General features: G+C 73.0%; 22 protein-coding genes and 1 pseudogene. 11 read left to right on the top strand and 12 right to left on the bottom strand.

The window, feature by feature from the left end; genetic code table 11:
• Window positions 1-217: 217 nt before the first annotated feature.
• Entirely contained in the window at window positions 218-2,713 is a 2,496-nt protein-coding gene (locus ACIQK6_RS05015; protein ID WP_402694332.1) for a DUF6185 family protein, read from the top strand.
• 51 nt (window positions 2,714-2,764) lie between these two features.
• Window positions 2,765-3,145 carry a HEAT repeat domain-containing protein gene (locus tag ACIQK6_RS05010; protein WP_329095750.1) on the top strand — a complete coding sequence of 127 codons (381 nt, stop codon included), beginning with the start codon at window positions 2,765-2,767 and terminating at the stop codon, window positions 3,143-3,145.
• Between the two features lie 326 nt (window positions 3,146-3,471).
• Here the strand turns inward: ACIQK6_RS05010 and ACIQK6_RS05005 are convergent, their stop codons facing one another.
• Window positions 3,472-3,810: a hypothetical protein gene (locus ACIQK6_RS05005; RefSeq protein ID WP_329095748.1), complete on the bottom strand. Its 339-nt coding sequence runs from the start codon at window positions 3,808-3,810 to the stop codon at window positions 3,472-3,474.
• Window positions 3,811-3,924: 114 nt separating this feature from the next.
• Here ACIQK6_RS05005 and ACIQK6_RS05000 point away from each other — a divergent pair, with 114 nt between their 5' ends.
• The 4 genes from ACIQK6_RS05000 to ACIQK6_RS04985 all read left to right on the top strand — a co-directional run bounded on the left by ACIQK6_RS05000 (window position 3,925) and on the right by ACIQK6_RS04985 (window position 8,263).
• Entirely contained in the window at window positions 3,925-4,587 is a 663-nt protein-coding gene (locus ACIQK6_RS05000) for a hypothetical protein (protein ID WP_402694331.1), read from the top strand.
• Complete coding sequence (locus tag ACIQK6_RS04995) at window positions 4,527-4,991, top strand: tetratricopeptide repeat protein (protein ID WP_329095744.1); 465 nt, start codon at window positions 4,527-4,529, stop codon at window positions 4,989-4,991. Before ACIQK6_RS05000 ends, ACIQK6_RS04995 begins: the two co-directional genes overlap by 61 nt.
• A 480-nt stretch (window positions 4,992-5,471) precedes the next feature.
• The gene (locus ACIQK6_RS04990) at window positions 5,472-7,613 is read left to right on the top strand and encodes a PIG-L family deacetylase (RefSeq protein WP_329095742.1); all 2,142 of its coding nucleotides are present in this window, start codon (window positions 5,472-5,474) and stop codon (window positions 7,611-7,613) included.
• A 143-nt stretch (window positions 7,614-7,756) separates the two neighbouring features.
• On the top strand, window positions 7,757-8,263 hold the full coding sequence (locus ACIQK6_RS04985) for a hypothetical protein (protein WP_329095740.1): 507 nt from the start codon (window positions 7,757-7,759) through the stop codon (window positions 8,261-8,263).
• A gap of 90 nt (window positions 8,264-8,353) precedes the next feature.
• On the opposite strand, the gene ACIQK6_RS04980 is transcribed toward ACIQK6_RS04985, so the two are convergent.
• Entirely contained in the window at window positions 8,354-9,832 is a 1,479-nt protein-coding gene (locus ACIQK6_RS04980; protein WP_402694330.1) for a hypothetical protein, read from the bottom strand.
• Between the two features lie 409 nt (window positions 9,833-10,241).
• Here ACIQK6_RS04980 and ACIQK6_RS04975 point away from each other — a divergent pair, with 409 nt between their 5' ends.
• A complete protein-coding gene (locus tag ACIQK6_RS04975; protein ID WP_329095737.1) occupies window positions 10,242-11,741 on the top strand; it encodes a DUF6056 family protein in 1,500 nt (499 codons plus the stop codon).
• A gap of 44 nt (window positions 11,742-11,785) precedes the next feature.
• Here the strand turns inward: ACIQK6_RS04975 and ACIQK6_RS04970 are convergent, their stop codons facing one another.
• Window positions 11,786-12,727 (bottom strand): methyltransferase domain-containing protein, encoded by a 942-nt coding sequence (locus tag ACIQK6_RS04970; RefSeq protein ID WP_402694329.1) that lies wholly within the window; start codon window positions 12,725-12,727, stop codon window positions 11,786-11,788.
• Window positions 12,728-13,006: 279 nt separating this feature from the next.
• On the opposite strand from ACIQK6_RS04970, the gene ACIQK6_RS04965 reads away from it, so the two are divergent.
• Together ACIQK6_RS04965 and ACIQK6_RS04960 are read left to right on the top strand one after the other, a co-directional pair.
• The gene (locus ACIQK6_RS04965) at window positions 13,007-13,426 is read left to right on the top strand and encodes a TOBE domain-containing protein (protein WP_329095733.1); all 420 of its coding nucleotides are present in this window, start codon (window positions 13,007-13,009) and stop codon (window positions 13,424-13,426) included.
• Window positions 13,427-13,544: 118 nt separating this feature from the next.
• On the top strand, window positions 13,545-14,792 hold the full coding sequence (locus tag ACIQK6_RS04960; protein ID WP_402694328.1) for a molybdopterin molybdotransferase MoeA: 1,248 nt from the start codon (window positions 13,545-13,547) through the stop codon (window positions 14,790-14,792).
• Between the two features lie 41 nt (window positions 14,793-14,833).
• Here the strand turns inward: ACIQK6_RS04960 and ACIQK6_RS04955 are convergent, their stop codons facing one another.
• Window positions 14,834-15,094: a hypothetical protein gene (locus ACIQK6_RS04955; protein WP_329095729.1), complete on the bottom strand. Its 261-nt coding sequence runs from the start codon at window positions 15,092-15,094 to the stop codon at window positions 14,834-14,836.
• Between the two features lie 80 nt (window positions 15,095-15,174).
• On the opposite strand from ACIQK6_RS04955, the gene ACIQK6_RS04950 reads away from it, so the two are divergent.
• Window positions 15,175-15,534 carry a hypothetical protein gene (locus ACIQK6_RS04950; protein WP_329095727.1) on the top strand — a complete coding sequence of 120 codons (360 nt, stop codon included), beginning with the start codon at window positions 15,175-15,177 and terminating at the stop codon, window positions 15,532-15,534.
• 31 nt (window positions 15,535-15,565) lie between these two features.
• Here ACIQK6_RS04950 and ACIQK6_RS04945 read toward each other — a convergent pair whose 3' ends face one another.
• The 3 genes from ACIQK6_RS04945 to ACIQK6_RS04935 all read right to left on the bottom strand — a co-directional run bounded on the left by ACIQK6_RS04945 (window position 15,566) and on the right by ACIQK6_RS04935 (window position 17,314).
• Window positions 15,566-16,063 carry a hypothetical protein gene (locus ACIQK6_RS04945; RefSeq protein WP_329095725.1) on the bottom strand — a complete coding sequence of 166 codons (498 nt, stop codon included), beginning with the start codon at window positions 16,061-16,063 and terminating at the stop codon, window positions 15,566-15,568.
• Complete coding sequence (locus ACIQK6_RS04940) at window positions 16,036-16,722, bottom strand: pyridoxamine 5'-phosphate oxidase family protein (RefSeq protein ID WP_329095722.1); 687 nt, start codon at window positions 16,720-16,722, stop codon at window positions 16,036-16,038. The genes ACIQK6_RS04945 and ACIQK6_RS04940 overlap by 28 nt, the downstream gene beginning before the upstream one ends.
• Before the next feature lie 202 nt (window positions 16,723-16,924).
• Entirely contained in the window at window positions 16,925-17,314 is a 390-nt protein-coding gene (locus ACIQK6_RS04935) for a MerR family transcriptional regulator (protein ID WP_329095720.1), read from the bottom strand.
• 79 nt (window positions 17,315-17,393) lie between these two features.
• Between ACIQK6_RS04935 and ACIQK6_RS04930 the strand changes: the two genes are divergently transcribed.
• Entirely contained in the window at window positions 17,394-18,584 is a 1,191-nt protein-coding gene (locus ACIQK6_RS04930) for an MFS transporter (protein ID WP_329095718.1), read from the top strand.
• A gap of 136 nt (window positions 18,585-18,720) precedes the next feature.
• On the opposite strand, the gene ACIQK6_RS04925 is transcribed toward ACIQK6_RS04930, so the two are convergent.
• From ACIQK6_RS04925 to ACIQK6_RS04905, 5 genes and pseudogenes are all read right to left on the bottom strand, one after another.
• Entirely contained in the window at window positions 18,721-22,953 is a 4,233-nt protein-coding gene (locus ACIQK6_RS04925; RefSeq protein WP_329095715.1) for a bifunctional nitrate reductase/sulfite reductase flavoprotein subunit alpha, read from the bottom strand.
• Window positions 22,954-23,128: 175 nt separating this feature from the next.
• The gene (locus ACIQK6_RS04920) at window positions 23,129-24,079 is read right to left on the bottom strand and encodes a GDSL-type esterase/lipase family protein (protein ID WP_329095713.1); all 951 of its coding nucleotides are present in this window, start codon (window positions 24,077-24,079) and stop codon (window positions 23,129-23,131) included.
• Window positions 24,080-24,161: 82 nt separating this feature from the next.
• Window positions 24,162-24,254: pseudogene (locus ACIQK6_RS04915) on the bottom strand (sulfite oxidase-like oxidoreductase); the annotation flags it as partial.
• Window positions 24,255-24,541: 287 nt separating this feature from the next.
• On the bottom strand, window positions 24,542-24,766 hold the full coding sequence (locus tag ACIQK6_RS04910; RefSeq protein ID WP_402694327.1) for an alpha/beta hydrolase: 225 nt from the start codon (window positions 24,764-24,766) through the stop codon (window positions 24,542-24,544).
• Window positions 24,763-26,175 (bottom strand): alpha/beta fold hydrolase, encoded by a 1,413-nt coding sequence (locus tag ACIQK6_RS04905; RefSeq protein WP_402694326.1) that lies wholly within the window; start codon window positions 26,173-26,175, stop codon window positions 24,763-24,765. Before ACIQK6_RS04905 ends, ACIQK6_RS04910 begins: the two co-directional genes overlap by 4 nt.
• Window positions 26,176-26,340: the final 165 nt, after the last annotated feature.

Here is a 26,340-nt window from a genome sequence, read left to right as displayed (position 1 = left end):
ACGGCGGCTCGGGAGACCGGACGCTACCGGCACTTCAGGGCGGGCGCCCACACGGTTTCCGGTGGGGCCGGTGCACCCCGATCACGGACCGGAGGCCGCCGGGCGGCTGCGACCGGCCCCCCGTTGGCTTTCACCCGTCGGCCGGTGGGGTGGATCTGCCTGCGCGTCGACGCGTCGCGCAGCATCGCGCGCCTCTTGCGGGGAGGATTCTGGGGCAGTGATCCGCCCCTGCTGCTCCGCGCCGCGCCTGCTGTACGTGCTGTTCCTGGTTCTCTGCCTCACACTCCCCGAAGCGGGGCGGGCCCGCGCTGCTGAGGGCGCCCCGACCGATTGTCGCGCCGACCAGCTGAAGAAGACCAAGGTCACGGCGCTGGCCGAGTTCAAGCACCGCGGCAACGACTTCAGCATGCTCACGAGCACGATGGACGTCAGCGTGCCCGCCGATTGGAGGCACGCCTCCGCGCTGCTCCTGGACGCCCACGCGTCGGCCTACCGCTTTGCGCTGGCGTGCCTGGTGGGCAAACCCCCGGGGGAGCAGAACGACTTCCGTGACGACGAGTGGCGCTTCAAGCCGGTGACCGTGAAGGCCGACGGTCAGTGGGTCAAGGTTCACTACAAAGCTGCCACGTGGGTGCAGAACACTTCCTTGGTCGCCGTCGGTTCCTGGAGACTGACCGTGACGAAGGACAATTGGCGCATCGAGTTGCGGCCTACCCCTGCTTTGAAGGACGCGAACTGGGAGAAGGTGCACGTCAGCCTGGGCGGACCGGGAGCCCTGACGGCCGATCCTCCGCCGGCTTTCGGTGAAGGCGGAACGAGGCTGAGCTGGCGGCACGAACAGCATGACGACTACCCCACGGTGACATTCCGGCCTCCCGCAGCCCAGCATTGGGACTACATCACAACCACGTCGGAAGGCACGTGGCAGGCATGGGAGGCGTGGGGATATTACGGCGCATCTTCAGCCTTCTGGTATGTCGCCACCGGCGGGTTGCTGCTCGTCGCGGGTCGTCGGCTGAGGCTCAGTCTGTCCGGCAAGCTGATGCCACAAGAGTCGAAAGCGATGCAGTTTCTGCGGTGGTGGGCGGTTCTCTTGATGTTCCTCGGCTCGCTCATCTACCTCGGTGACAACCTCTACTTGGTCCTGCACCGGCTGATGGGCTGGAAGGACGACTACTCGCCGACGCTGGCGGTGTTCGCCCTGGCGTTCCTCGGGCTTTCGCTGTGTCTGCTCGGCTCCCTGCCGAAGCACCTCCGTGTAGGTGTGTGCGCACTCGTCCTGGGCTTGACCGGGGCGTATGTGGTTTCGGAGGTCAACGACTTCACGCTGCTCCCCACGGCCGACCAACTGTTGTCCCCTCCGGGCTGGACCGGGGCCATGGCCTGCGCTGCCCTGATGGCGGTGGGCTGGCTCGGTGTGATTTCCGTGGGGCAGCGGATCCTGCTGATGGGAGAGGCGCGGCTGCCGGCGTGGGTGATGGTCTGCGTCGCCGTCGTGGCGGCGATGATGACCGTCCTGTGGAGCTACCTCGCCTTCGCGCGCCACTGGGACCGCGTCAGCTGGCTCGCGGACCCGAACTGGCCGGCGTACAACACTCTTTGGGCGACGACGCTCGACGGGTGGTGGTGGGCCTTCCCGGTGATCGTCGCGGACCCGCTGCTGACCATCGTGTCCCTTCTGGCGCCGCTGCCCCTGCTGGGGGTCTTGCGGGTCTGTCGGGTCGAACAGTACGAGAAGGGGGCGTTCACACCGGACCGGGCGGAGAAGTTCCTCCTCGCGGTCCTGTTCGCCGTCACCTTCGCACCCCAGGGGTACTACTACGGCTTCTCCGCCTATGCCCTCAGCCTGCTGCTTTGCCTGTGCACGGCCTGGGGAGTGATCGCCCTGGGCTCTTCCGTCTCCGTACTGGAGAAATCCTCCGCCGACAATGCGCCGCTGGGAAGAGTGATCTCACGGACCGACAGGGCCGACGTACTGCGTCTGGCGCGCCGGTTCCGGGAGCTCCAGACACAGCTGCACCGTCTCAGCACTGCGAAACCGGCGGAGCGTTCCACGGAGCAGGGGTCGATCGAGGCCGAGATCGACCGGTTGGACCAGTCGTTGCCGGAAGGGGTCAGGCCCGCCGATCTGCCCTTTGCCTTCGGCCCCATGTCCACGTGGTGGGGCAACGCTCGTCGGGGCGCTGTCGACGCATGTCTCGTCGGACTGCCCGTGACCGGCCTGCTCTATTGGACCAGCGCGGTCAAGGGCGACTCCTGGACGGTGACCACACAGGATCCGGCAGGATTCCTCTTGATCATGATCGAGATCCTGTACTGGCAAGTAGCCTGGATCGTCGGGGGATTCTTCCTCGGGGCGCTATGGCGTGATCTGCCGGGCCGTCACGGACCGGCGAAGGCAATGTTCGTCGCGCTCGTGTTCGCCGTCCCGGCGGCAGCCGACTTCCTCATCGCCCAAGCCCTCGGCGGGAACGTGCCGCGCATGATCGGTGAGATCGCCGCGTTCGGTTCGGTGATGACGTGCACCGGTCTCGTGATGGACCTGCAGACCTTTCAGGACGAGCGGCGCTACTGGCCGACCAATGCCAGTCTCGCCGCGTACGTCTACCAGATGCGCTTCGCCTCCGTAGCGTTCTTCCTGGCACAGCTGCTCGCACTCGCCACGCTGTGGAAGACCCTCGCGGACATGGGGCCGTCGGCGCCCAACCGGTAGGCCCTGGGCTCCACGTCACAGCCGAGGACGCCGGCGCCGTCGTCCGCGTGGGTGCGCGACGCGCAGCAGTGCGAGGCCCTGCTCGACGACCCCGACCCCGTGGTACGGGAAGCGGCGCAGGAGAGCAGCTGGGAGCTGGACCCGGAAGCGGTGCAAGCCGTCGTTTGGCTCGCCCGCCACCCCGAGGCGATGGTCCGCGAGATGGTCGCCGCCCGGCCCGACCTGGGACCGGACCTGGTCACCGAGTTAAGGGAAGACCCGAACGAGGACGTGCGGATGCGTGCACGCCGCCACCCCTTTCCCCGCACCTGGGCCGAGTACTGGGCGATCCAGCGGGTCATGGGACACGGTCACGGTCCGGACTGCGTCTGCCCGATCACCGAGCCGGCCACCGAGACCCCGCCCGCCCGGCCCACCGGCCGCACCTGCTGACCCTGCCCGCGTTCCCCCGTGCCGGCCTGACCGGCTTGACCGGCTTGACCGGCCTCTTCGGCCACCCGGATTCCGAGGTGCGTGCCCCGGCCGCAGAGGGCGCCGCAGCCGAACCGCCCCTCCCCGTCCCCCGCATGCATGCGCTCCTCGACCGCTGCCTGAACGGCGCAGCCACCCCACCGGCGGTGGCCGAACACGGACGCACGATGTCCACGGAGCGATCCCGGGCACGGCCGCCTTCGTCGGCCGTCGACTGACCCGACACCCCGGACAGGAGCGCGGTCTTCAGCCGGGTTTCGGGTCAAGCGGGTTGCATGGAGGCCGGATCACCGACTGCCGGCGCGCAACGACTCCACCACCCTGGACAGGCTGGACGCGGCGTGCCCCGCGCGGATCTGGTCGTCGAAGAGCCGCAGCAGTGGCGCCAGCAGGTCCGTCGGCAGTCCCTGCGCCTCGGTGGTGGAGAGGATGTTGCGCAGCCCCACCGCGTTGATCTCCAGGTTGGAGGTCGTGGTGGTGTAGTCCTTCGCGTCGATCTCCTCCGCGAAGGCGGGCAGCGCGTCGACGGCCGCCGTCAGCCACCGCGCCAGCGGGCGCGTCAGCTCCGCGGCCCCGATCCCCTCCGTGCCGGCGAGCGCCACCGCCTGGAAGAACCCGGCGAACATCCCCCCGAGCACGCTGCTCAGCTCGGGCCCGGGACCGGCCGGGGCCAGGACCGGTCCGCGGGGGAGCGGATCGCCGCGCGCGCCCTGGCGGCGGCCTGGCGGGCCGGACTGACCGTGGGGGAAGGCACGGCGAGCGCCGCCGGGACCCTGCTGCGGTCCGCGGTGGCCGACCTCGACGCGCGGGCGGTGGCGGAACACGACCCGCAGGGTCATGCGCACGCGCTGGGCTTCCTGGCCGCCGCGCAGATGGGCGCGGGAAACGTGTCCGCGAGCGAGGAACTCGCCGACCGGGCGCTGGCCGCGGCCGAGGGGATCGGCGACGTCTGGGGGACCGCGGCCGCCGTGAGCGTGCGCGCCCGACACGCCCTCGTGCACGGCGACCTGGCCGCGGCGCGCCGCGAGGGGGAGAGCGCCGCCCGCCTGTTCAGCGCAGTGGGCGACCGTTGGGGCCTGTTGCAGACCGTCTTCCCCCGTGCAGCGCTCCACGAGATCGCGGGTGAGTACCCGCAGGCGTCCCGGCTGCACGAGGAGGGGCTGGCCATCGCCGAGGAACTCGGGCTACGGACCGAGGCCGGCAAGCGGCTGTGCGCACTGGGCCGGTCGGCGTTGCTGGCGGGTGCGTACGAGGAGAGCCGGCAACGGCACGCGGACGCCCTGCGGCTGGCCAGGGAGCAGACCACCGGGCCGGGGAGGCCGACGCCCGGATCGGACTCGCCATGGTTGCCCGGCGCACCGGCGACCTGGTCGGCGCCGAGGAGCACATGCGGGAGGTGCTGACCTGGTTCAGGGAGGCCGGCTACGGGCCGGGCACGGCGCTCGCCCTCGCCGAACTGGGCTTCACGGTCGAGCTGAGGGGGGACCGGGACCGGGCCCGCGCCCTGCACCTCGAGGGACTCGCGGCCGCGCGGGCGTTGGACGACGTACGTGCCGTGGCCCTCGCGCTGGAGGGCCTGGCGGGCGCAGCGGCGGCCGGTGGCGAGCCCGAGCGGGCGGCGCGACTGCTTGGCGCCGCCGATGCGGCCCGCGCCTCGGCCGGAGCCCCCCTACCGCCCGCCGAACGACACGACGTGGACCGGACATGGTCGGCCTGTCTGTCGGCACTGGGCCGCGCGGCGGCCGAAGCGGCCTTCGCCCGCGGCGCCACGCACCCGCACGGGGCCGAACCGGCGGCCTCGGGCTGAAGGTCTCCGGCCGGTCGACCCGCGGCGTTCAGCGACGGGATCCGCAGACGGCTCCCGAGCCCGGGGGACCTCCTCTGCGGTCAGTGAGAGCCGCGTCACTGCAGACGCCTGCCGGTGCCGGTCGGTGCCGGTCGGTGCCGGTCGGTCGGCGTGTGGAATGCACCACTTGTGCGGGGTCGGCGGGGAAGGGGCCGCCGCGCTCGACGGTCCCACCGATCCCGGGCAACCCGCAGGTGGCCGGCGCATACACCGGATCCGGCCGGTTTTCAGGCCCAACTGCACGCCAGTCGACAAAAGGGACAAAATTGCCCATTCCTTCTACAACTCCCTTTCTGGTCATATGTGACTTGAGGGTGTGTCAGCCCCGAACGTGCGGGACATAATCGGCCCCGGTCGTCTCCGGAAGCAGTGGAGCCATCGGGGCACCGATCGACCTCCCGGGCGGATCGCCGCACCGGACCGACCCCCAAGGCGCCGTACATGTCCCTGGCCCGCCGCACCCGACTCGCGGCCCTGCTCGCCGCGTTCTCCGTCGGCACCGCCGGCGTGACGGCCTGGGCCTACGGACACGGGACCGAGCACCCGCAGCCGGCGCCCGAGGTGGTGGTCGCCCCGAGCGTGACCGAGGGCTCCGCCCTCCAGGTCGTCGCGCACCCCGACGACGACCTCTTCTTCATGAACCCCGACCTCAGCCGCTCCATATCGACGGGCATCAAGGTCACCACCGTCTACCTGACCTCCGGCGAGTCCGACGGCAGGAACGAGGCCCACAGCCCGCACCTGCAGGACGCCGCCGGTCCCGCCGACCGGGCCGCCTACGCGGAGGCCCGGCAGAACGGCATACGCGCCGCCTACGCGCAGATGGCCACCGGCGACCGCACCAGCGCGTGGCAGCGCAAGGCCGTACCCACCGCCGGCGGCGGCAGCGCCGAGGTGGACGTCCTGGTCGCCCGGCCCCAGGTCAACCTCGTGTGGATGGAGCTGCGCGAGGCCCGCAGCATTTCCGGGGACAATCCGGAGAGCCTCCGCGGCCTGTGGGACGGCCGGACCCCCGCCCTGGGCGCCCAGCTGACCTCCGGAACCCCGGTCAAGGACTGGTTCTCCTACACCAAGGACCAGGCCGTGGCCGCCATCGCGGGAGTGTTCGAGACGTACCGGCCGACGACGATACGGACGCAGGACCCGACCCCCGGCAGGGCGGAGGGCGGCGGTGCCTTCCTCGACCACCAGGACCACATGTACGGCGCCCGCTTCGTGCAGGCCGCCGCCGAGCGCTACGCGAAGACCACGGCCCGGCCGCACTTCTCGGTCCAGAACTACGTGAGCTACCCGAACAGCTCACTGCCCCCGACGCTCGACCCGCAGACCGCCGAGGAGAAGCTCGGCTACCTGAAGACCTACGCCTGGACCGACCACCAGGACTGGTGCGGCAGCCCCGCCGGCTGCGGCGACCGCAAAACCGCGACCCGGCCCACCGGCGCCGGCTGGAACCAGACCATCCGCTACAGCCGCGGGGACGGCACCTCGTGGATGACCGAGGGCGTCTCCGGACGGCTGTGGGCCTTCGCCGCGCTGGACGGCCGCATGGCCTACTGGTCGCGCAGCGGCCCGCAGGCCCTCTGGCAGGGCCCCGAGTTCCTGCCCGGCGACGGCATCGACTCGGGGGCGGCGGCCGTCCGCCTCTGGGACGGTCGGATCGGCGTGTTCGCCACCCGCACCACCCTGGGCGCGACGCCCGAGGAGTACGGCCGGGAAATCGTCTACGCCGTCCAGAGCGAGGTCGACGGCGGATTCGGCCCGTGGCGCTCGCTCGGCACCCCGGACACCGTGGACAGGTCCGGCACCTCGGCCATCAGCGGGCCGTCCGTCGCCGTGGACCCCGAGGGCCGGATGACGGTCTACGTCCGCGACTCCCGCCGGACGCTGCGCGCCCGGGCACAGGAGACCCCGGGCGGCGACTTCGGTGCGTGGCAGGCCCTGGGCGGCGCCGGCCTCCAGGGCGATCCGGTCACCGCGACCGACGGGTCGGGGCGGCGCCACGTGTACGCCGCCACCGCCGGGTCCGTACTGGCCTGGGTCCAGCCGGCACCGGGCGCCCCGTTCGGCGGGCCCGTCCCGACCGGGCTGCCCCAGACGACGGGCGCGCTCTCGGTGCGTCCGGAGGGCGACGGCGTCCGCCTGTTCTTCCGCCGGCCCGGCATCGGCACCGTCGCCACGAGCCTGGCCCGCACGGGCGGAACCGCACCGGAGTTCTCCCCGGTCGCCGAGGCGGGCGGCCTGGGCGGCTACGGTGCCGTGGGCATCGCGGGAGACCTGCTCGCGGGCCGGGCGGGCGCGGGCACGGTCGGCGTCGCGGCCACCGACGGTCCGCAGCCCTGGCAGGAGTCCCAGATGCTCTACACGGGCGCCCCCGCCGGTGTGGCCGAGGGGGCCGGCACGGCCGTCGCCGCGGCGCTCGGCCTCGACGCCGACCTGCACGTCATCACGACGGTCCCCGCGGGCGGCGCAACCCTGCCCGGCAGCCGGACCCCCGCCCCGTGGCACCGCGCCGTCCAGCCCTGGACGCTCGCGCAAGCCGGCCGCCCGGGCACGGCCGTCCCCGGGGGGCAGCCCCCGCGGTGACCTGCGCCGCAGCGCACACCCGCCGCCCCGCCCCCCCACGGCCGCCGGGTGGCAGGGCGGAGGGGAGCGGGCGAGGATGGCAGCCGGACCAGCTCGCGCAGCCAGGGCGGCCGCACTCGGACCAACGGGCGATCGGGGCTTCCATGACCCCTCCTCTCCTCTCGTGCCGTCGCCGGTGCGCAGGACCCGCAACGCTGCGCGCCGCTGCCGCCCTCGCCGCCCTCGCCGCCTGTACGGCCCTGGTGGCCGGCTGCGGCGGCGACAGCGGGCCCGACCGGGCGTACCCGGAACTCGGGACGAGCCTCCGATCGCTCTCCCGCGATCTCGACGGGGCCTGTGGGCGGACGCAGACCCCGGAGGGCTGCGCGGAGGACCTCGACCGGCTCACGGCGCCGACGGAGCGGGCCTTCGCCCAGGCCCTGGAGCACGAGCTGCTCGATGTCGCCGTCGTGGCGGCGATGAACGAACTGGACCGGGCGAGGGAACTCCGCGCTGCCGCCGCCGAGGAGGCCCGGTCCCGGCAGGATCCGCACCACCTCCCCCTCGCGCGCGTGGTGGCGGCCGAGAAGCACGCGTACCAGCGGCTTCTCGACGAGCTGGAGCGCCTGCGCACCGCGCCGCCGCCGGGCGACGGAACGGACCCCGAGTGAGGCGGCGCCCGCAGGCGGGAGGGGCCGAAAGGACCGAGGGGCCGAAAGGACTGAAGGACTGAAGGGCTGAGGGGCTACGGGCCCCTTTCGTTACGGCCCCGGGGGTGGTGTCGGGAGCCCCCCGCCATCGAGGGCCACCAACGTGAGGACGACGATCGAGGCCGTCCAGCCCAGTGGTGCGACCGATGAAGGCCTGCCCGCCCGGTCCACCTTCTCGGGCAGCTCCCCGAGCGGGTTCCGCTTGGCGAGGACCCAGTCCAGGACCTGACGGGCCTTCGCGGGCTGCCCGGTGCCCGCCCATGCGAGGGCGAAGAACGACGTACTGGGGGTCCAGGCGTTCGCACCCCAGGGCGCGGTCGGATCGTTCCCGGGAGTGAGCCCCCCGTTGGGCAGCAGCAGCGCCTCGTACGTGGTGTCCAGCGCCCGGGGCAGGTCGGCCGGGGCCGTGTTGAAGGGGGGCGCCATGAAGGCCACCGCGCTGTCCCGTCCGTGCTGTCCGTCGACGGTGCGCTGATAGCCGAGCGGGGCGAACGTCCGGGAGATCCCGCTGGAGAGCCGCCCGGCGGCGCCGGACCAGCGGGCCGCGTCCCCGGGCCGGTCCAGCGCGTCGGCGAGGTCCGCGGCGGCGCGGAGTCCGGCCAACAAGGGTGCGGCCGTACCGATGTTGGCGGTGGTCGTCATCACCTCCCAGTAGTCTGGGGAGGCCGGAGGCAGCCCGTTCGGCCCGAGGGAGGCCGCCGAGCGGTCGGCCGCCTTGCGGATCATCGGGTAGAGGGCGGTCAGCCGGGCGCGGCGAGTGACGAGAGGCGCCGTCCGGTACCACTGCCAGGTGGCCCAGGGGACCCAGCCGTTGGCGTCGAGCTGCCACCGCCTGCTGTCCGGGGGGCCGGATCCGTCGAGTTCCGTCCGCGCGTCCCAGGTGCCGTCCCCCCGCTGGGTCGCGGCACTGTAGCGCAGGATCCGGTAGGCCTCGGCGTCGTGGCCGGTGTGCGCGAACGCGGCGGAGGCGAAGCTGGAGTCGCGCGGCCAGGAGTACATCCAGCCGGGGGACCAGCCCGCCGCCATGGCCCCGTTCGGCCGCAGCAGGGCGCGCATGGCCAGGAGGGCCCGCTCGGCCGTCGCGCGCCGGGCCGCCGAGTCGCCGGGCACCCGGCCGCCGGCCAGCCAGTCGCGGCTCTCCGCGATCTGCAGACGGGCCGTCGGGTCCTCCGGGGCCGCCACGACCGACGCCGTCCGGCCGACGGGGAGGTATTTCCACCGACCGGACAGCAGCCGCAGTACGTGGCTCCGCTCGACGTACCGCGCGCCCCCGGCGACGGCAGAGGTGACGCCCTCGGCGGCGGTGGTGTTGGAGAGGAGGCCGATGGTGGGGGCGACGAGCATCGACAGGGGCGCGTAGCGGCCCTCGGCTTCGCCGTGGCTCTGGTGTCCGAGGGGTCGGACGAAGTAGACTGTCCGCTCCTTCCCGGAGGGCCGGCCGACGGGGCTCGCCGCGACGCACACCGGGAGGGCGACGCTCGCGAGGGACGCTGCGAGGGCCGCCCAGCGGACGAGCAGGGCAGCAGGCATCGCCACTCCTTCTGTCGGGCTTCCGAGCGCGCGGCCCCCCGGAGCACCCATCGTGGGCCGGATGTGCGGAGCCCGCCATGACATGCCCGCCGCCCGGGTGACGGGAGGGGAAGGGCCCGAAGGGCCCCGCGTTCCCGTACGGAGCAGCGGGCGCAGCAACGCACGGAACCACGCACGGAACCACGCACGGAGCAACGGACGGAGTAACCGATGCAGCGACTCAGATGCTGCCGAAGCAGGGGAGAAGACGCCGGTGGCGCACGGCAGGAGGCCCGCGGGCCCGACCCCGTACCTCCTCCTCCCGGATGCCGGTGAGCGGCGAACCGTGCAGATTGGTGTGACCGGAACCGGCAGGCGCACGAGCCGTTGGACGTCGGTCCGGCCGCGCTTCGCTGCGAAGGACTGGTGGATGAGCACTGCTTCGACCGAGGGGAACCGCCGGTTCGTCCGTGGGCTCCTGCCGGTCGCGGGCGGCTCCCTCGTGGCGGCGGCCGGAGCCCTGATCGCCGTCGGCTGCTTCCTCGGCCTCTACCTACGGCCCACCTCGGACGACTGGTGCGCCGCATGGAAGTCCCGCGATCTGGGTGTCCTCGGCATCACGCACGACTTCTACGCCACCCAGAACGGCCGGATCACCAATGCCTTCCTGAGCGGACTCGTCTACGGCGACGGACTCACGGGGATGAAGATCCTGCCGACCGCCATCGCCGTCGCCTTCACCGTCGGCCTGGTCCTGCTCGGGATCCAGTTCCTGCGGTGCCTCGGCGTGAGACCCCCGGTGTTGCTCCTGTTCGCCGCCTCCCTGGCCGTCCAGGCCCTGATCTACTACGGCGGCACGCGCAGTTACCAGGTCCTGCTGTGGGCACCGGCCACGATCTCCCACACCGTTCCGAGCGTCATCGGAGTGTGGGCGCTGCTGCTGGGCATCTGGACCGTCCGCCAACCCCGGGCCCCCGTGCGTGCGGGCGGCTTCGCCGCGGCGTTCCTCATCGGGTTCGCGGTCGGCACGCTGAGCGAGTCGTTCTCCCTCGTCAGCGGACTCCTCGCGGCCTGCGTGGGGCTGCTCGCCGTGCCCCGCCTGGGGCTGGCGCGGACCTGGCACCCGTTCACCTGGTGCCTGCTCTGGTGCTCCGGGATCGTCTGCGGGCTGATCGTGCTCACCACGTCCCCCGGCGCCCGGTGGCGCCGCGCCCAGCAGCCGGCCAAGGAGTCCCTGCTCTCCTCGGGTGAACTCCGCGGCACTTACGAGGACTGGCTCCACATGTGGGACACGGTCACCGGCCAGTGGGCCTACCTCGGAGCCGCCGCCGTCGGCCTCCTGCTGGGCCTGGGGGCCGGGCTCGCGGCGCCCGTGCCCGCGCCCGGGAAACGGGAATCGGGCCGGGCCGTCCCGCGGAGGATGCTGGTCGCCCTCCTGTTGCTGCCGGTGCTCGTCGTGGTGCTGGGGTCGTTCGCGGTGGTGGTGGGGCTGCGCAGCGGCTACGGGCCGACCGGTTGGACGTACGCCCGCACCTGGACGAACTACCTCGTACCGATGGAACTGGCGCTGTGCGCCTACGGCGTCCTGCTGGGGGTGTGGGCCCGCCGGTACCTGGCGCGCCGGGGGATCGCCGGCGCGGCCCTGCCGGCGGGCATCGCGGTCGCGGCCGGACTGGCACTGGTCTCGCTGGCCGTGCTCGTCCCGAGCGTCAAGCAGCTCACCACCGCCACGGTCACCCGCGCGGTGGCGTGGGACGCCCAGAACCACCGCATCCGGACCGAAGCCGCGGCGGGCGCCACCGACCTCGGATACCGCCCCCTGCACATCGGGAGCCTGGCCGAACCCTTCTTCACCTCCGACTACGAGCGGGACTGGGTCGCGGCCTGCGTCTCGAACTGGTACGGCATCGAGCGGATCCACCGCCTCTGAGCACGGCCGTCGCGGGCTCGGCCGACGAGATCCGAAAGGGAGGCCTAGCCGAGCGGCACCGCACGGGCCAGGAAGTGACCGGCGGCGTCCTCGTACTCCTCCAGCTGCCAACCCGTGGTCTCGAGTGCGCGGCGGAGGTTGCCCTCGGCGAGGAGGTCGTCGGGGCCGGGGGAGCGGCCGTGTCGGGCGGCGCGCTCCGCGCGGCCCGACGGGTGGAAGAGCAGCAGGACGCCGTCGGCCGCAGTGACGCGGGCCCATTCGCGCAGGGCGGCGGTCGGGTCCGGGAGGTGGTCGAGCAGCCCCGCCGAGAAGATGCCGTCCACGGACGCGCAGGCCAAGGGGAGCCGGGTGCAGTCAGCGGCGAGGAGGGACCCGTGGCGGGTGCGGCCGTGCCGGGCGGCGGCGGCCAGCATCGCTGGGGTGAGGTCGACGCCGAGCACCTGGCCGCGGGGTCCGACCTGCGCCCGGAGCGCGGGCATCGCACGTCCGGTGCCGCAGCCGAGGTCGAGGGCCCGCCCGCCCGGTGCCAGCCGCAGCCGGGCGATCGCCGCTTCGTAGACGGGGGTCTGGTAGGCGAACCGCTCCTCCCAGGCGTCGGCCCGGCGGGTGAAGAAGGCCCGGGTGGCGGTGTGTTCGGCGCGGGCGGCCACGAGGGTGGCGAACCGGCCGAGGAGCTGCTCGCCCCAGGGGTCCAGAGGGAGTCCCTGCGGCAGGAAGCGGACGCCCCAGGCGCTGGTGCCGATCCGGAACGCCTGCTCCGGATACCCGTCGCAGGAGGCCAGGACCACGGCGCCGGCGGGCAGTTCCAGCGGGTCGCAGGCCGGCCGGAGGGCCGGGGAGGGCCGGGTGGCCCCGGCGAAGAGCGGGTCGGAGCCGGCGGCCCGGGCGAGTTCCACCGGCGGGCGGTCGGGGGCGGTGTCGGGCCGGGCTGCCGGGGTGGCGCCGCCGGCCCGTACCAGCAACCGGGTACCCGGTTCCAAGGCCAATGGGGCATCAGGAGGCCGGCATCTGCAATTCGTCGAGCCTTGCCCGATGGGGTGCCGATTCCGCCAACCGGGTCAAAAGTCCCAGTTCAGGCAGTTGGAGGGCCGAGAAAGTAAGAGGAGATCGGGCCTTTCTGGAATGCGCGAGGAGGTTGCGCCCATTCGGTTGGCGAATGCGATGGGTGCGCTCCGGCCCCGCTAATCCATCGGGTACGTTCGGCCATGACGCAGGTCACAGACGTGCTTGCGGTTCCGTTTCCGACCATGTGAGGCGTGTTTTCCATGAGCCTGTCCATCCGCAACCAGATCGCCGGCACCGTCACCGCTGTCACCGCCGGCGAGGCCATGGCCTCGGTGAAGGTGCGCCTGGTCGGCGGTCAGGACATCACCGCCGCCATCACCACCGACGCCGTCAAGGACCTCGGCCTCGCCGAGGGCTCCTCCGTCAAGGCATTGGTGAAGGCGACCGAGGTGTCCCTCGCGACCGGTCCGGTCGAGGGCATCTCCATCCGCAACCAGATCGCCGGCACCGTCACGGACGTCGCGACCGGTGGCGCCATGGGCTCGGTGAAGGTCTCCGTCGAGGGCGGGGAGTTGACCGCCGCGATCACCAAGGACGCCGTCGAGGCCCTGGGCCTGGCCTCCGGTACCTCCGTCGTCGCCCTGATCAAGTCGACCGAGATCTCCCTCGCCGCCTCCTGATCCCCCCGGGGCGGTGCGGGGGGATCACACCCGTGTGTCGCGGGAGGTGAGCGGATCGGAGCGCAACCGCAACCCTCCCGGGGGGAACCGGAAACGCCCCGGGCCGACAGTCGTGTCCATGCTTCCGACGACCGCGCCCGCCCCCGCGCCCGCCCCCGCCTCCGATCACGTCTGCACCCCCGTCCCCGCTGCCGTGCCCCGGGTCCCGGCACGGCCACCGGTGGTGTCCTGGGCGCGGGCCCGGGTCCTGGCCCACGGCGCTGCCCGCCCGCTGCCCGCCCGTAGGGTGCCCCTGCGCGACGCCGCCGGACTCACCTTGGCCGACGCCCTGCCCACCCTGCAGCCGCTCCCGGGTTTCGACACGGCCGCGATGGACGGCTATGCGGTGTCCGGCACCGGCCCCTGGCGGGTACGGGCCGCCGTCCGCGCGGGCGCGCCGTGGGCGGGCGTGCTCGGCGCGGCGGAGTGCGTGGAGATCTCCACCGGGGCCGAGGTGCCGGCCGGTGCCCGCGCCGTGCTCCCACTGGAGGCGGCGGTGACCACGGACGACGGCCGGGTGTCCGGCCCGCTGCCGCCGCCGGGGCGGCACGTCCGGCGGGCGGGCGAGGACGCCCCCGCGGGCCGCCGTCTCGCCCCCGCCGGCACCGGGATCGGCCCCGCGCTGCTCGGACTCGCCGCCTCGTGCGGCCACGACACGCTGCCGGTTCGGCCGCGTCCCCGGGTCGGAGTACTGGTCACCGGGGACGAGCTGGACCGCGCGGGCGTGCCGGGACCGGGCCGGGTGCGCGATGCCCTCGGGCCACTGCTCCCGGCGCTGGTCGCCGAACTCGGCGGCGCAACCGAAGACGTGCGGTACGTCCCCGACCGGCCGGGCGGCCGGCTGGCCGGGGCCGTGCACGCGGTGCGGGGCGCGGACGTCGTCGTGGTCACCGGCTCCACCTCCGTCGGCGCCACCGACCAACTGCGCCGGTTGCTGGACGAGGCCGGGGCGCGGATGGTTGTCGACACGGTCGCCTGCCGCCCCGGCCACCCCATGCTGCTCGCCGAACTGGCCCCGGACCGCTGGGTGGTGGGGCTGCCGGGCAATCCGTACGCCGCGCTGGTCGCCGCCCGCACCCTGCTCGGCCCCCTGATCGCGGGCCTGTCCGGACGCGCCCTCGGTCACCTGCCGTGCGTACCGGTGCACGGGCGGGCGCGACCCGCCCCCGGACTGACCCGGCTGGTGCCCGTCGTCTGGGACGGCGCGCGGGCCCAGATCGTCGACGGGTACCGCGCCGCCTTCCTCCAGGGGGCCGCCGTGGGCGACGTGCTGGCCGCGATCCCCCCGGACTGGACGGACGACGGCGCTCCGGTGCCGCTGGTCTGACGGCCGGTTGATGATGGGCAGACGGCCCGACCGGCGATTCTTCAGACGAGGTCCAGCAGCCGCTTGTACGAGCCGCCGAAACCACGGCGCCGGTCGACCAGATGGATCTCCAGGATCCAGCGGGCCCGCCACCCTCCCTCGACGGTCCGGCGCAGCGGACGGTCGTTCTCCGCGCAGATGTACGCGTCCGGCCGGGCGTCCCGGACTCCGGTCGCGGGATCGGCCCCGACCAGGTGACCGCAGTGCCATCCGGCCACCGTCCAGCCCGCCCCGGCGGCGAGCGCCAGGAGCTTGGCGTGCAACCGCCCGCCCGTGAGGGACGCATCGGCGAGCAGGCCTCGCGGCAGGCGGTGAACATCCTCGGCAGGTCCAGGGCGAGCCGGTGCTTGTCCGGGTCCTCGCCGAAGACGAGGGTCGAGGTGAAACCGACCTCGGACACCGCGAGCACCGAACCGAGTTCGACGACGACGAGGTCGTCCTCGCCGATCACCCGGTCCGGTGTCTCCGGGCCGTACGGGAGCAGGGCGTGCGGGCCGGAGCGCACGATGGGCCCGGGCAGGCGTGCGGCCGTGCCGAACAGTTCCCACGCCAGGTCCCCGATCCGATCGCTCGCCTCGCGTCCACCGCGGCCCGGCACCACGAGGCCGCGGGCCGCGGTCGCGGCGAAGAGGGCCTCGGCCATGCGCTGGGTCTCCACCAGCCCCAGGGCGCGCAGTCGTTCGTCCATCCGGTCGGGTACTGACATCGCTTTCGTCCTCTTCTTCCGATGCTTCCTACGGGGTCGCGCGCACGATCACGAGCGATCCCTCGTAGGTCGGCCGACTGCGCAGGTGGCCGAACTCCTCGTCCCAGGCACCGGACTCCAGGTCCGCGCGGAGGGTCCGGTCGAAGTGCTCGCGCACCCGGTCGTCGACGAAGCTCCAGGCCGAGCACGCCTGCCGGGCGGCCGGGTCGAGCAGTGCCTCCGGGCGCCCGTAGTAGGCCTCGTTGAACCCGTCGGTGCAGTCCAGGGGGATGGGCACGGTCTGGACCGTGCCGGAGCCGCCCAGGGCCGAGGCCAGCTCTTCGACGGTCGGGTGGCGCAGGGCCTCGGTATCGAGGACCTCCGGCGCGTACCGGTACAGCCAGAAGTCCCGGACCAGATCGGGGTCACAGGTCAAGATGACCACCGGGCCTCGGGCCACGCGCCGCATCTCGCGCAGTCCGGCCCGTACGTCGGGCCACTGGTGGACGCCGAACAGGGTCATCGTCGCGTCGAACTCACCGTCCATGAAGGGTAGTTCCTCGGCGACGGCGCCGACGTCGAGAACGGTCCGGGAGTCACCGAGGGCCTCGGCGATGAACCGGGCGATGCGTTCGTCCGGGCGGCGGTGGGGGGAACGGTCGGCGGCGGGGGAGCCGATGGCTCCTGCCGGATCAGGGCCAGGGCCTTCTCCAGGGCCTGGTCGCGTTCCACCGGATCCGCCAGGTACTGGCTCTGGCGGGCCAGCAGGGATTCGGCGCGCGCCGTGTCCGACCGGCCCAGGAAGTCGGTCGCGTTGTCCTGGGCGGAGCCGGGCGTCACGGGTCCGCGCAGGCGGACCTGACGACCGTGCTCGGGCCAGTAGAAGGTGAGTGCGGCCCGTGGGTGGACGGCCAGTTGGTGTCCCTTGGGGCTGAAGCCGTGCCCGGCGAACTGCCATCCGGCATCGTCCACCCCCTTGAGGAGCAGCACGCGGGCGTCCGGGTCGCCGGCCTCGTCCACGGTGGACAGGGTCATCGCGTGCGGGTCGCGCAGTCCGTCCGCCACGGCGTCGGAGAGCCAGGACAGGAAGAGCCGCACGGGATCGGCCGGAGCCCGCTCCGGCTCGAACTCCGGAAGGGGCCCCGCGAAGACCTCGATCCCCCGCAGCCAGCCCCGGACGGCGCTGCCGTGATCTCCCTCGCCCATCAGATGACCTCCTCCACGCACAACCTGCCGACACCATCCTGCATCTGCGGTCAATATTCGACAATCACCTGGCAAATGCTTGCCCGAAGGCCCAAGTCGCGTAGCGCTTGAGCAGGCGAGATTGGAGGTGTCGACAATCCCCGTGCGCCAAGCACCGGCGCGAGCGGATCGTCCGGTGGGTCGTTCGTGAGAGCCGGTTCGTTCACCCGTCGAGTGAAGCCAGTGCCCTGCGGGTGACGTCGGCCGGAGCCGCGGCGATGACGTCGTTGAGCGCGTCCATGGAAGCCTGAAGGTCGCTGATGGCCTGGGCGATGCGGTCGCGCTCCTGGTGGAGGTCGGCGAGCAGGTCCGAGCAGGTGGGGACGAGACGGTCGCCGGTGTCCCGCAGGCACGGCAGGACCGCGGTGATCGTGGAGGTGCCCAGGCCGGCGGCCAGCAGGCTGCGGATGCGGCGGACAACGGCAACGTCCTCCTCGACGTATTCCCGGTAACCGCTGGGGCGACGCTGCGGATGCAGCAGACCCTGCTCCTCGTAGTAGCGCAACGAGTACACGGCCACGCCGGTCCGCCGGGACAACTCACCGATGCGCACGAGGACCTCCCGATGGCCGCGCGGACCTGGCCCGTTCGACTTGACTCTCATACCGATGTGAGACTTTAGCGTCTGCGGCATGAAGGTGAACAAGGGTTTCGCGACGCTCGCCGCATTGTGCGTGAGCGTCTTCGTCGTGGGTACCTCGGAGTACCTGATCGCCGGGTTGCTGCCCCAGGTCGGCGAGGATCTGGACGTCTCCGTGGGAACCGCCGGACAAGCAGTGACCGCATACGCGCTCGGAGTCGTGGTCGGAGGGCCGCTCATGGTCCTGTTGACCTCGCGTCTGCCGCGCAAGGGCCTCGCCATCGGGCTGATGTTGCTGTTCGCGGCCGGCAGCGCGATCAGCGCCGTGGCGCCGTCGTTCGGCCTGCTCCTGGTGGGCCGCGTGGTGTCCTCGCTGGGTCACGCCGCCTTCCTGGCCCTGGCGCTGGTGACGGCGACTCGGGTGGTCCCGGCTGAGAAGACGGGCTCGGCCATCGCCACCGTGGCCTCCGGCTTCACCGTGGCCACGCTCCTCGGAGTGCCCCTGGGGGCACTGCTCGGGCAGGGCGCCGGATGGCGGGCTCCATTCGCCGTGCTGACCGTTCTGTCCCTGGTGGGCACCGTGCTCCTGGCCGCCGTACTGCCCCGGCAGGAAGCACCGTCCACGCGACTGCGTGACGAGGTGCGCGTGGTGACGCGTCGGCCGGTCGTGCTCGCCATCGCCACCACCGCGGTGGGCTTCTCCGGGGTCGCCACGGTGTTCACCTACATCGCCCCGCTGCTGACTCGGGTCTCCGGCTTCTCCGCCGCGGCGGTCTCCGGTCTGCTGCTCGCCTACGGCGCGGGTAGTTTCCTCGGCAACATCACCGCCGGAAAGCTGACCGACAAGTCGATGAGCGCCACCGTACGCGGGGTCTTCGGCGGGTTGGCGGGGACGCTCCTGCTCCTCCCGTTCGCCGTGGTGTGGCAGCCCACCGCCGTGGCAGCGGTCCTGGTACTCGGTCTGTTCGCCACCGCGACCATCGCCCCGCTGCAGGGACTGATCCTGCACCACGCGGGCGCCGCGCCGAGCCTGGCGGTCTCCGTCAACGTGGGCGCCTTCAACCTGGGGGCCGCAGCCGGCTCGGTCATCGGTAGCGCGATCGCCGCCGCCGGTGCTCTGCGGTGGACCGGCCTGGCGGGCGCGGTGCTGAGCCTGATCGGACTGGCCCTGACCCGTCTCGTCCTGCCCCGGACACGGACGTCGGCGAAGGAGGACGCCGCACACGAAGCTCCGGTCACCTGATTCCCTGTCCACTCGCCGCGCAGAGGAGGTCGCCATGGACGCGATCCACAGCGCTCGTCACGGCGGGCCCGACGTCCTGTCCTCCAGGCCCGGCGCCCCGTATCGCCCTCGCTGTCGGCGGCCAGGTCCTCCACGCTCAGTACACGTCGCGGCCGTACCGCTTGGCGGCGGAGAGCTGCTTCAGGTACGCGGCGGCCTCGTCGGCGTCGAGGCCCCCGTGCGTCATGGCGATGTCGCGCAGTGCCCGGTCCACGTCCTTGGCCATTCGGCTCGCGTCGCCGCACACGTAGAAGTGGGCGCCGTCCTGGAGCCAGGACCACACCTGGGCGCCGTGCTCGCGCATGCGGTCCTGGACGTAGACCTTGGTCCGCTGGTCGCGGGAGAAGGCCAGGTCGAGCCGGGTGAGCGTGCCGTGCCGGTGGAGTTCCGCCAGCTCCTCGCGGTAGTAGAAGTCGGTGGCGCGGCGCTGTTCGCCGAAGAACAGCCAGTTTCCGCCCCGGTGGCCGAGCGCCCGGCGGTGTTCGAGGAAGGCCATGAACGGTGCGATGCCGGTCCCCGGACCAATCATGATCGCCGGGGTGTCCGCACCCGCGGGCGGGCGGAAGTGCGCCGAGCCCTGCACGAACAGCGGTACGGGCGTGCCCGGTTCGGCGTCCGCGAGGAAGGCGGAGGCGACGCCCGTGCGGTGGTGGCCGCCCGGACCCTCGTAGCGCAGGACCGAGACGGTCAGGCTGACCCGGCGGGAGTCGACGAGCGGGCTGGAGGAGATCGAGTAGAGGCGGGGTCCCAGGCGCCGTAGGCGCTCGGCCCACTCCTGGGCACCGATCCGCACCGGGAACTCGGCCAGGACGTCGACGGGCTGTCGCCCCCAGGTCCACCGGGCCAGGCCGTCCTTGTTGTCGGGGCGGGTCAACTGCTTGAGCGTGCGGTCGCCGGTGTGCTCGGTGATGAAGCGCAGCAGGTCGGGCGTGAGCCGGGTGATGTCCAGGTGCCGGTGGAGGGCCTCGGCGAACGGCATGGGGTCGCGGCCGGGTACGGCGACCTCCGCGTCCGCGGAGAGACCGGTGGCGGCCAGCCATTGCGTCACCAGGCCGGGGCAGTTGACCGGCTGGACCCCGAGGGCGTCTCCCGCCTCGTACGCCGGGCCGTCCTCGCCCAGGTCGAAGGTGAACCGGCGGACCTCCTTGGCGGCTCCGGGCAGGCTGAGCAGCCGGTTGCCGGACAGTCGGGCGGTGTGGGGGGCTCGGCGGTCCGCCGCGGGCCGGGGCCCCGCGACGGGCTGCTCCGGGTCCGGGGCGGCCACGAGCGCCTCGCGCACCTGCTCCAGCCACCGCCGCGCGGGCTCCTCGTAGTCGGGCTCGCAGTCCACGCGGGGCAGCAGGCGCCGGCCCCCGAGTTCTTCGAGGCGCCGGTCGAGCCGGCGGCCGTGGCCGCAGAAGGCGTCGTAGGCGGAGTCCCCCAGGGCGAGCACCGCGTACCGGACGTCCTGGAGGCGGGGCGCGTCGGCAGCGCTGAGGGACTCCCAGAACGCGGCTCCGTTGTCCGGCGCGTCGCCGTCGCCGAAGGTGCTGGTGATGACCAGCAGATCGGTACCGGGCGTCAGGGCGGCCGCCGTGCGGTCCGCCATGCCGTGCACGCTCGCCGGGGAGCCGCTCCCGGTCAGGGCCGCTCCGACGGTGGCCGCGAGCTCCTCGGCATTGCCCGTCTGCGAGGCCCACAGGACCGTGGTGTGCCGGGCCGGCCGGTCCGGGGCGGCGGGAGCGGTGGCCGGAACGGCCGGGGGAGCGCCGGCCAGGGCGGTCGCCGTACGCGCGTACGTGCCGGCGAGCACGCCGTCGACCCAGAGTGCGTGCCCGGCCTCGAAGGGGGCGCCGGCGGGCAGCGAGGGGACTCCCGGGCCGGGCGGGGCGGAGGCCAGCCCGGCGAGGAAACCGGCGAGGTACTGGCGTTCCCGGTCGGAGAGGGCGGGCGGGGTCCGGTCCTCCAGCCCGAACACGCAGGCGAGGGCGGCCGTGGCGGGGTCGGGCGGGGCGGCCGTGGCGGGGTCGGGCGGGGCGGCCGTCGCGGGACGGGCCAGCGCGGCGACGATGCCCGATCCGGATCCGGCCCCGGCCCCGGCGGCCCCGGATCCCGCGCCCGTGCCGGCCGGCAGGGCCGCCGCGGGAACCGGGGCCCGCGTCTTGGCCAAGGTCACCGCGCACATCTTGAACCCGGGCTGGAAGGAGAGCGGGTCGACGGTGTCGTCGGTGACGGCGTTGACGCTGAGGTACTCGCCGTACAGGTCGTTCCAGTGGAAGGGGGCGAAGCAGTTCCCGGGCCGGACCCGATCGGTGACGACGGCGGGCAGCACGGCCCGCCCGCGCCGGGAGGCCACCTCCACCCCGTCGCCCTCCTCGATGCCGAGCGCGGCCGCGTCCTGCGGGTGGATCTCCACGAACGGTCCGGGGTTGAGCTTGCCCAGCTTGGCGACCTTGCCGGTCTTGGTCAGGGTGTGCCACTGGTGCTGCAGGCGGCCCGTGTTGAGCACGAACGGGTAGTCGTCGTCGGGGAGTTCGCCGTCCGGCAGGTGCGGACGGGCGAAGAAGACGGCCCGTCCCGTGGACGTCGGGAAGACCAGTCGGGGGCGGGTGCCGTCCGGTCGCTCGGTCAGGGTCTGGCTGACCCCGTCGTTGAGGTAGCGGACCGGGTTGCGGTCCGGCCCGCCCGGGGCGGCCGGCCACTGCACCGGGCCCGAGCGCAGCCGGTCGTAGGTGACCCCGCGCAGGTCCCAGCCCGTCTTCGGGTTCCAGGCCTGCCGGAGCTCCTCGAACACCTCCTCGGCGCACGTGTACGTGAACGCCTCGGCGAACCCCATTGCGCAGGCGACCCGGGCGATCAGCTGCCAGTCGGGCAGGGCCTCGCCGGGCGGGTCGGCGGCCCCCTGCACCAGGGTGAGGTTGCGCTCCGAGTTGATCATCACGCCGTCCGCCTCGGCCCACAGCGTCGCGGGCAGCGCGATGTCGGCGTAGGCATTGGTCTCGGTCTCCGCGAACACGTCCTGAGTGATGACGAGTTCGGCGGTCTCCAGGGCCTTGATCACGGTGCTGCGGTTGGCGACGGAGGCGACCGGGTTGGTGCAGATGATCCAGCACGCCTTGATCTCGCCGGCGGCCATCTTCTCGAACATCTCCACGGTGCCGCGGCCGACGTCGGTGCGCAGGGTGCCCTTCGGCACGCCCCACAGCTCCTCGACGTAGTCGCGGTCCTCCGCCACCAGGACCGAGCGCTGGCCGGGCAGCCCCGGCCCCATGTAACCCATCTCCCGCCCGCCCATCGCGTTGGGCTGGCCGGTGAGGGAGAAGGGGCCGCTGCCCGGGCGGCAGATGGCTCCGGTGGCGAGGTGCAGGTTGACCAGGGCATTGGTGTTCCAGGTGCCGTGGGTGGACTGGTTGAGGCCCATGGTCCAGCAGCTCGTCCACTCGCCCGCCTCGCCGATCCAGCGGGCGGCCAGCCGGATGTCGGCCTCCGGTACGCCGGTGATCCGGGAGACCCGGTCGGGCGCGTAGTCCTCCAGGAAGGCGGGCATGTCCTGCCAGCCCTCGGTGTGCTCGGCGATGAACGCGGGGTCGGTCCAGCCGCCCTCGACCAGGAGGTGCAGCAGGCCGTTGAGCAGGGCCAGGTCGGTGCCCGGCCGGATCTGCAGGAACAGGTCCGCCTTGTCGGCGGTGGCGTTGCGCCGGGGATCGACCACGATCAGCTTGGCACCGGAGACCTTGACGCGGTCCATCATCCGCAGGAAGAGGATGGGGTGGCAGTCGGCCATGTTGGCGCCGATGACGAAGAAGGCGTCCGCCCGCTCGAAGTCCTCGTACGAGCCGGGCGGCCCGTCGGCGCCGAGCGAGAGCTTGTAGCCGGTGCCCGCGCTCGCCATGCACAGCCGCGAATTGGATTCGATCTGGTTCGTCCGCAGGAAGCCCTTGGCCAGCTTGTTCGCCAGGTACTGGGCCTCCAGGGACATCTGGCCGGAGACGTAGAGCGCCAGCGCGTCGGGGCCGTGCGCGTCGAGGAGCTCCCGCAGGCGCGCGGCCGCCTCGGCGACGGCCGCCTCCACCGCGGCGGGGGCGGGCCCGGCGCCCCGCTCGCCGCGGACCAGCGCGGTGGTCAGCCGGCCCGGTGCCGCCAGCATGTCGGCGTGCGTGGCGCCCTTGGTGCACAGGCGCCCGGCGTTCGCCGGGTGCTGCTTGTCCCCGACGGCCTTGGCCACCGTACGGCGGCCGTCGTCGCCCGTGGCGACGTCCAGGACGATCCCGCACCCCACCCCGCAGTAGGAGCAGACCGTACGCACCCGTTGCCCGGTCGCGGCCTTCGCCTCCGCACCCGCCTCCGCCACCGCGGACCTCCTCGTGCCTTCGGCCGACACCGCACCGCTCCGGGCCGCTGCGGCCGTGTGCAGGCCGGTCCCGTCGCGGTCCAACGTAGGAAGTCCCTGTTGCGCGCAGGTGACGGGCGGTGCGCCCCCGGGGTTACAAGCGGCTTCGCCCGGACCGCCGAGGGCGGTGAGGTGGTCAGCGGCCCAGCGCGTCGAGGTGCTCGTAGAGTGCCAGGTGGCCTTCGGCGGTGGGGTGCAGGCCGTCGGCGAGCAGGTCGGTCCGCTCCCGGAGCGGCTCCCACAAGTCGAGGTGGTCGATGTGGTTCGCCTCGCACCAGGCCCGCAGGAAGGCGCGCAGGGCCAGTGCGCGCGCCCGGGTGAAGCGCAGGCCCTCGTAGTCGCGGGTGCGGTCCTCGTCGAGCCAGGACGGTCCGGCGACGACGAGCCGGGCGCCCCGGCTCAGGGCGGTGGCGGCCAGCGCGTCGAGGCTGTGGGTGAGCGGCGCGAAATCAGCGGGTGCGTCGGCGTCGATGTCCTGCGCGCCGGCGAGCGGTACGGCGGAGTCGTTGATGCCGGCGGCGACCAGGAGGGTGTCGGGTCGGCGGGCCGCCAGGAGTGCGGGCGTCTGCTCGCCGACGTCGGCGAGGGTGCTGCCGGGCACCGCCAGGTTGAAGAGCCGGCGTTCGGCTTCGTTCCCGGCGATGTGGGCGGCCGCCAGGTGGCCCGCCCAGCCGCCCCGCGGGTCGCAGCGTCCGTAGGCGATGCTGTCGCCCACGACGACGATGCGCTCCGCCGGGCGCAGCGGCTTCGCGTCCAGGTAGGCCCAGGTGCTCTCGCCGGAGGAGAGGACCACCCGGCGGCGGGTGTAGTCGTCCACCTCGTAGGCGTCGGCCGCCGCGAGCTCGCGGTCGGTGAGGTGGAGCACCGCGCCTTCGACCGAGGCGCCGAGCCTGCGCTCCAGGATCAGGTGCACGTCCAGCCCGCTGGCGGCGATCACGGCCGGATCGGTGATCTTCAGGGGCCGGGTGGTGTAACCGGCCAGCGAGGCCGGGGAGGTGGGCACGGCTCCGCCGAAGAGGGCGTTCTGGACCCGCTCCTCCATCAGCGTGCCGAAGGAGAACAGGGTGTGCGTACGTGATTCGGTCACAGCGAGCCGCAGGGCCTTTCTGCACGGAGGGTCGGGTTTCACCCTAACGGCCGGCGGTGACGGGCGGAGCCGGGGTTTCGGACTACTCCTCCTGGTAGGAGTGGCGCTGTTCCTTCCAGGGGTCGCCGATGTTGTGGAAGCGGCGCTCCTCCCAGAAGCCGCGGCGGTCGGCGGTCGGGACGGGGCCGTGGTGCGAGACGGGCCAGACCTTGGCGAGGCGCTGTCCTGGGGGGAGCGGTTCGGTTCCCACGGGGTGCTGGTCCTTTTCCGGTGGCGACGACGGGACGGCGGCACGGCGCCCGCGCTCCGCGTCGCGAGCGCCGCCGTAGGAGGATCCCGCCAGCAATGCCGCCGCGGTCCGGACCCGTGGCACGGCCGTCGGGGAAATCCCGGACCTGACCCTCCGCGGCCCCGGGCCCGGCCCGGCCCGACGGCGAAGCCGTGCGCGTCGGCGGGTGGTCTTCAGCGGGCTCCGGCAGCCTCCGGATCCGGGGCGGGCGGCGGGTTGTGGCAGGTCACGTCCTTCGCGGGCAGCCGTCCCGTCGACAGGTACGCGTTGACGGGCGTGTTGGCGCAGGCCGTGGGGTTGGAGAGGTACACACCGTGCCCCTCACCCCCCAGCGCCAGCACCATCCGTGACCCCTTGAGCGCCCGGTGCAGCCCCTGGCCGGTTTCGAGCGGGGTCATCGGTCCCACTCGTTCTGCACGGTCAGGACATCGGCCCGGGTCTTCATGGGCGTGGCGGGCTCCAGCGGCCGCTGCCAGAAGGCGCACGGTTTGATGTTCGACGCGAAGTCCCCGTACAGCGGGTGCTTCACCTTGTCCCGCGCCGCGTCCCGCGCGTACTGCTCCGGATCGCGGGGCCAGCTGTCCGTGTCCCCGCACACCACGGCCCAGTACACGGCGGTGACGTTGCTCGCGGGAGGGGCGTCCGGCCCCTCCGGCGCCCCTCCCGCGCCGACACCCGCGCCGACACCCGCGCCGACACCCGGGCCGACGGCCCGGACTCCGCCGAGCGGCGACTGCGCACCGGGCCCCTTCCCGTCGGCGCCCTTCCCGCTCGCGCCCGGATCGGTGCCACCCGGCGGCTGGGGCGTCTTGTCGGCCGACGCCTTGATGGACTTGACGACGGCCGAGGCACCGCGGGGATCGAAGAAGAGCGACGGGTCGGCCCTGATGTAGTCACCCGTCACCTTCTCCCCGTAGTGCATGAACGGGTCCCGGTCGGCCCGCGCCACCAGTGCCCAGAAGGTGGCCGAGACCGCCTCGGGCGTGGCGCCGAGCCCATAGGCGTCCGAGCGCTCGGCCGCCCACCGCGTCCACCGCTCGAAGGCGGGCTCGGCTCCGGTTCCCCACGCCTGGATCATGCCGCGCCAGACGCGCCCCGGGTCCACGCCGCTGTCCAGGACGAACCGGTCGGTGCGCTCGGGGAACATCTGGGAGTACACCGCGCCGAGGTACGTCCCGTACGAGTAGCCCAGGTACGAGACCGTCCGTTCCCCCAGTGCGGCGCGGATGACGTCCATGTCGCGCGCCGTGTTGCGGGTGGTGATGTACGGAATCACATCGCCCGACTTCGCACGGCACTTGTCGGCGATTCCGCGCGCCCAGGCCACGTCCGAGGCGAAGGTCTCGGGCCGGTACGCCCCGCCGACGCCCACCTCCGCTTCGCTCAGATCACCACAGCCGATCGGGCTGCTCTCACCGACGCCGCGCGGGTCGAAGCCGATGAGGTCGTAGCGGTCGCGGACGTCCTTGGGCATCTCGGCATTCGTCCGTAGCGGCCGGTGGAGACCCGAGGTGCCGGGGCCGCCCGGGTTGAGGAGGAGGACGCCACGCCGCTCGGCGGGGTTCTCGCTCTTCATCCGGGAGATGGCGAGGTCCAAGGTGCGTCCTTCGGGACGCTGGTAGTCGAGCGGCACCTTGAGGGTGGCGCACTCGTACGCCGCCGGCCGATCGGGGCTGCAGCGGTGCCAGTCCGGTGTCTGTCGCATGTACCCGGGGGTCGGGGCGGCGGAGGCCGATGGCGCCGCCAGCCCGGTCAGGGCGGTGGCCAATAATCCGGAGGTGGCGAGCAGCGGTGCGAGACGCTTCATGCGTGTGGCCCCGTTCCTTTGTCTGGGGAAATCGCTTGCGCCTCGACTGTGTTGGACGAGCTGGTCAGACCGGATCCCTCCCGGGAACGACCTTCCATCCTCCGCACGTATTACCTGAATTCCGGACATGTGGCCGAGACTCACCCTCAAGATCCGCTGATCCGG

The sequence above is a fragment of the Streptomyces sp. NPDC091682 genome, from assembly GCF_044756625.1.
Taxonomy (GTDB): Bacteria; Actinomycetota; Actinomycetes; order Streptomycetales; family Streptomycetaceae; genus Streptomyces.
This window is presented reverse-complemented; position numbering and strand designations above follow the sequence as displayed.

Bases quoted from the DNA above. Each gene is read 5' to 3' on its own strand.
- ACIQK6_RS04975 (WP_329095737.1), top strand. From the start codon at position 10,242: ATGAGCACTGCTTCGACCGAGGGGAACCGCCGGTTCGTCCGTGGGCTC.
- ACIQK6_RS04940 (WP_329095722.1), bottom strand. From the start codon at position 16,722: ATGGGCGAGGGAGATCACGGCAGCGCCGTCCGGGGCTGGCTGCGGGGG.
- ACIQK6_RS04945 (WP_329095725.1), bottom strand. From the start codon at position 16,063: ATGGACGGTGAGTTCGACGCGACGATGACCCTGTTCGGCGTCCACCAG.
- ACIQK6_RS04910 (WP_402694327.1), bottom strand. From the start codon at position 24,766: ATGACCCCGCTCGAAACCGGCCAGGGGCTGCACCGGGCGCTCAAGGGG.
- ACIQK6_RS04995 (WP_329095744.1), top strand. From the start codon at position 4,527: ATGGTTGCCCGGCGCACCGGCGACCTGGTCGGCGCCGAGGAGCACATG.
- ACIQK6_RS04980 (WP_402694330.1), bottom strand. From the start codon at position 9,832: ATGCCTGCTGCCCTGCTCGTCCGCTGGGCGGCCCTCGCAGCGTCCCTC.
- ACIQK6_RS04965 (WP_329095733.1), top strand. From the start codon at position 13,007: ATGAGCCTGTCCATCCGCAACCAGATCGCCGGCACCGTCACCGCTGTC.
- ACIQK6_RS04960 (WP_402694328.1), top strand. From the start codon at position 13,545: ATGCTTCCGACGACCGCGCCCGCCCCCGCGCCCGCCCCCGCCTCCGAT.
- ACIQK6_RS04905 (WP_402694326.1), bottom strand. From the start codon at position 26,175: ATGAAGCGTCTCGCACCGCTGCTCGCCACCTCCGGATTATTGGCCACC.
- ACIQK6_RS05005 (WP_329095748.1), bottom strand. From the start codon at position 3,810: ATGTTCGCCGGGTTCTTCCAGGCGGTGGCGCTCGCCGGCACGGAGGGG.
- ACIQK6_RS04930 (WP_329095718.1), top strand. From the start codon at position 17,394: ATGAAGGTGAACAAGGGTTTCGCGACGCTCGCCGCATTGTGCGTGAGC.
- ACIQK6_RS04990 (WP_329095742.1), top strand. From the start codon at position 5,472: ATGTCCCTGGCCCGCCGCACCCGACTCGCGGCCCTGCTCGCCGCGTTC.
- ACIQK6_RS04985 (WP_329095740.1), top strand. From the start codon at position 7,757: ATGACCCCTCCTCTCCTCTCGTGCCGTCGCCGGTGCGCAGGACCCGCA.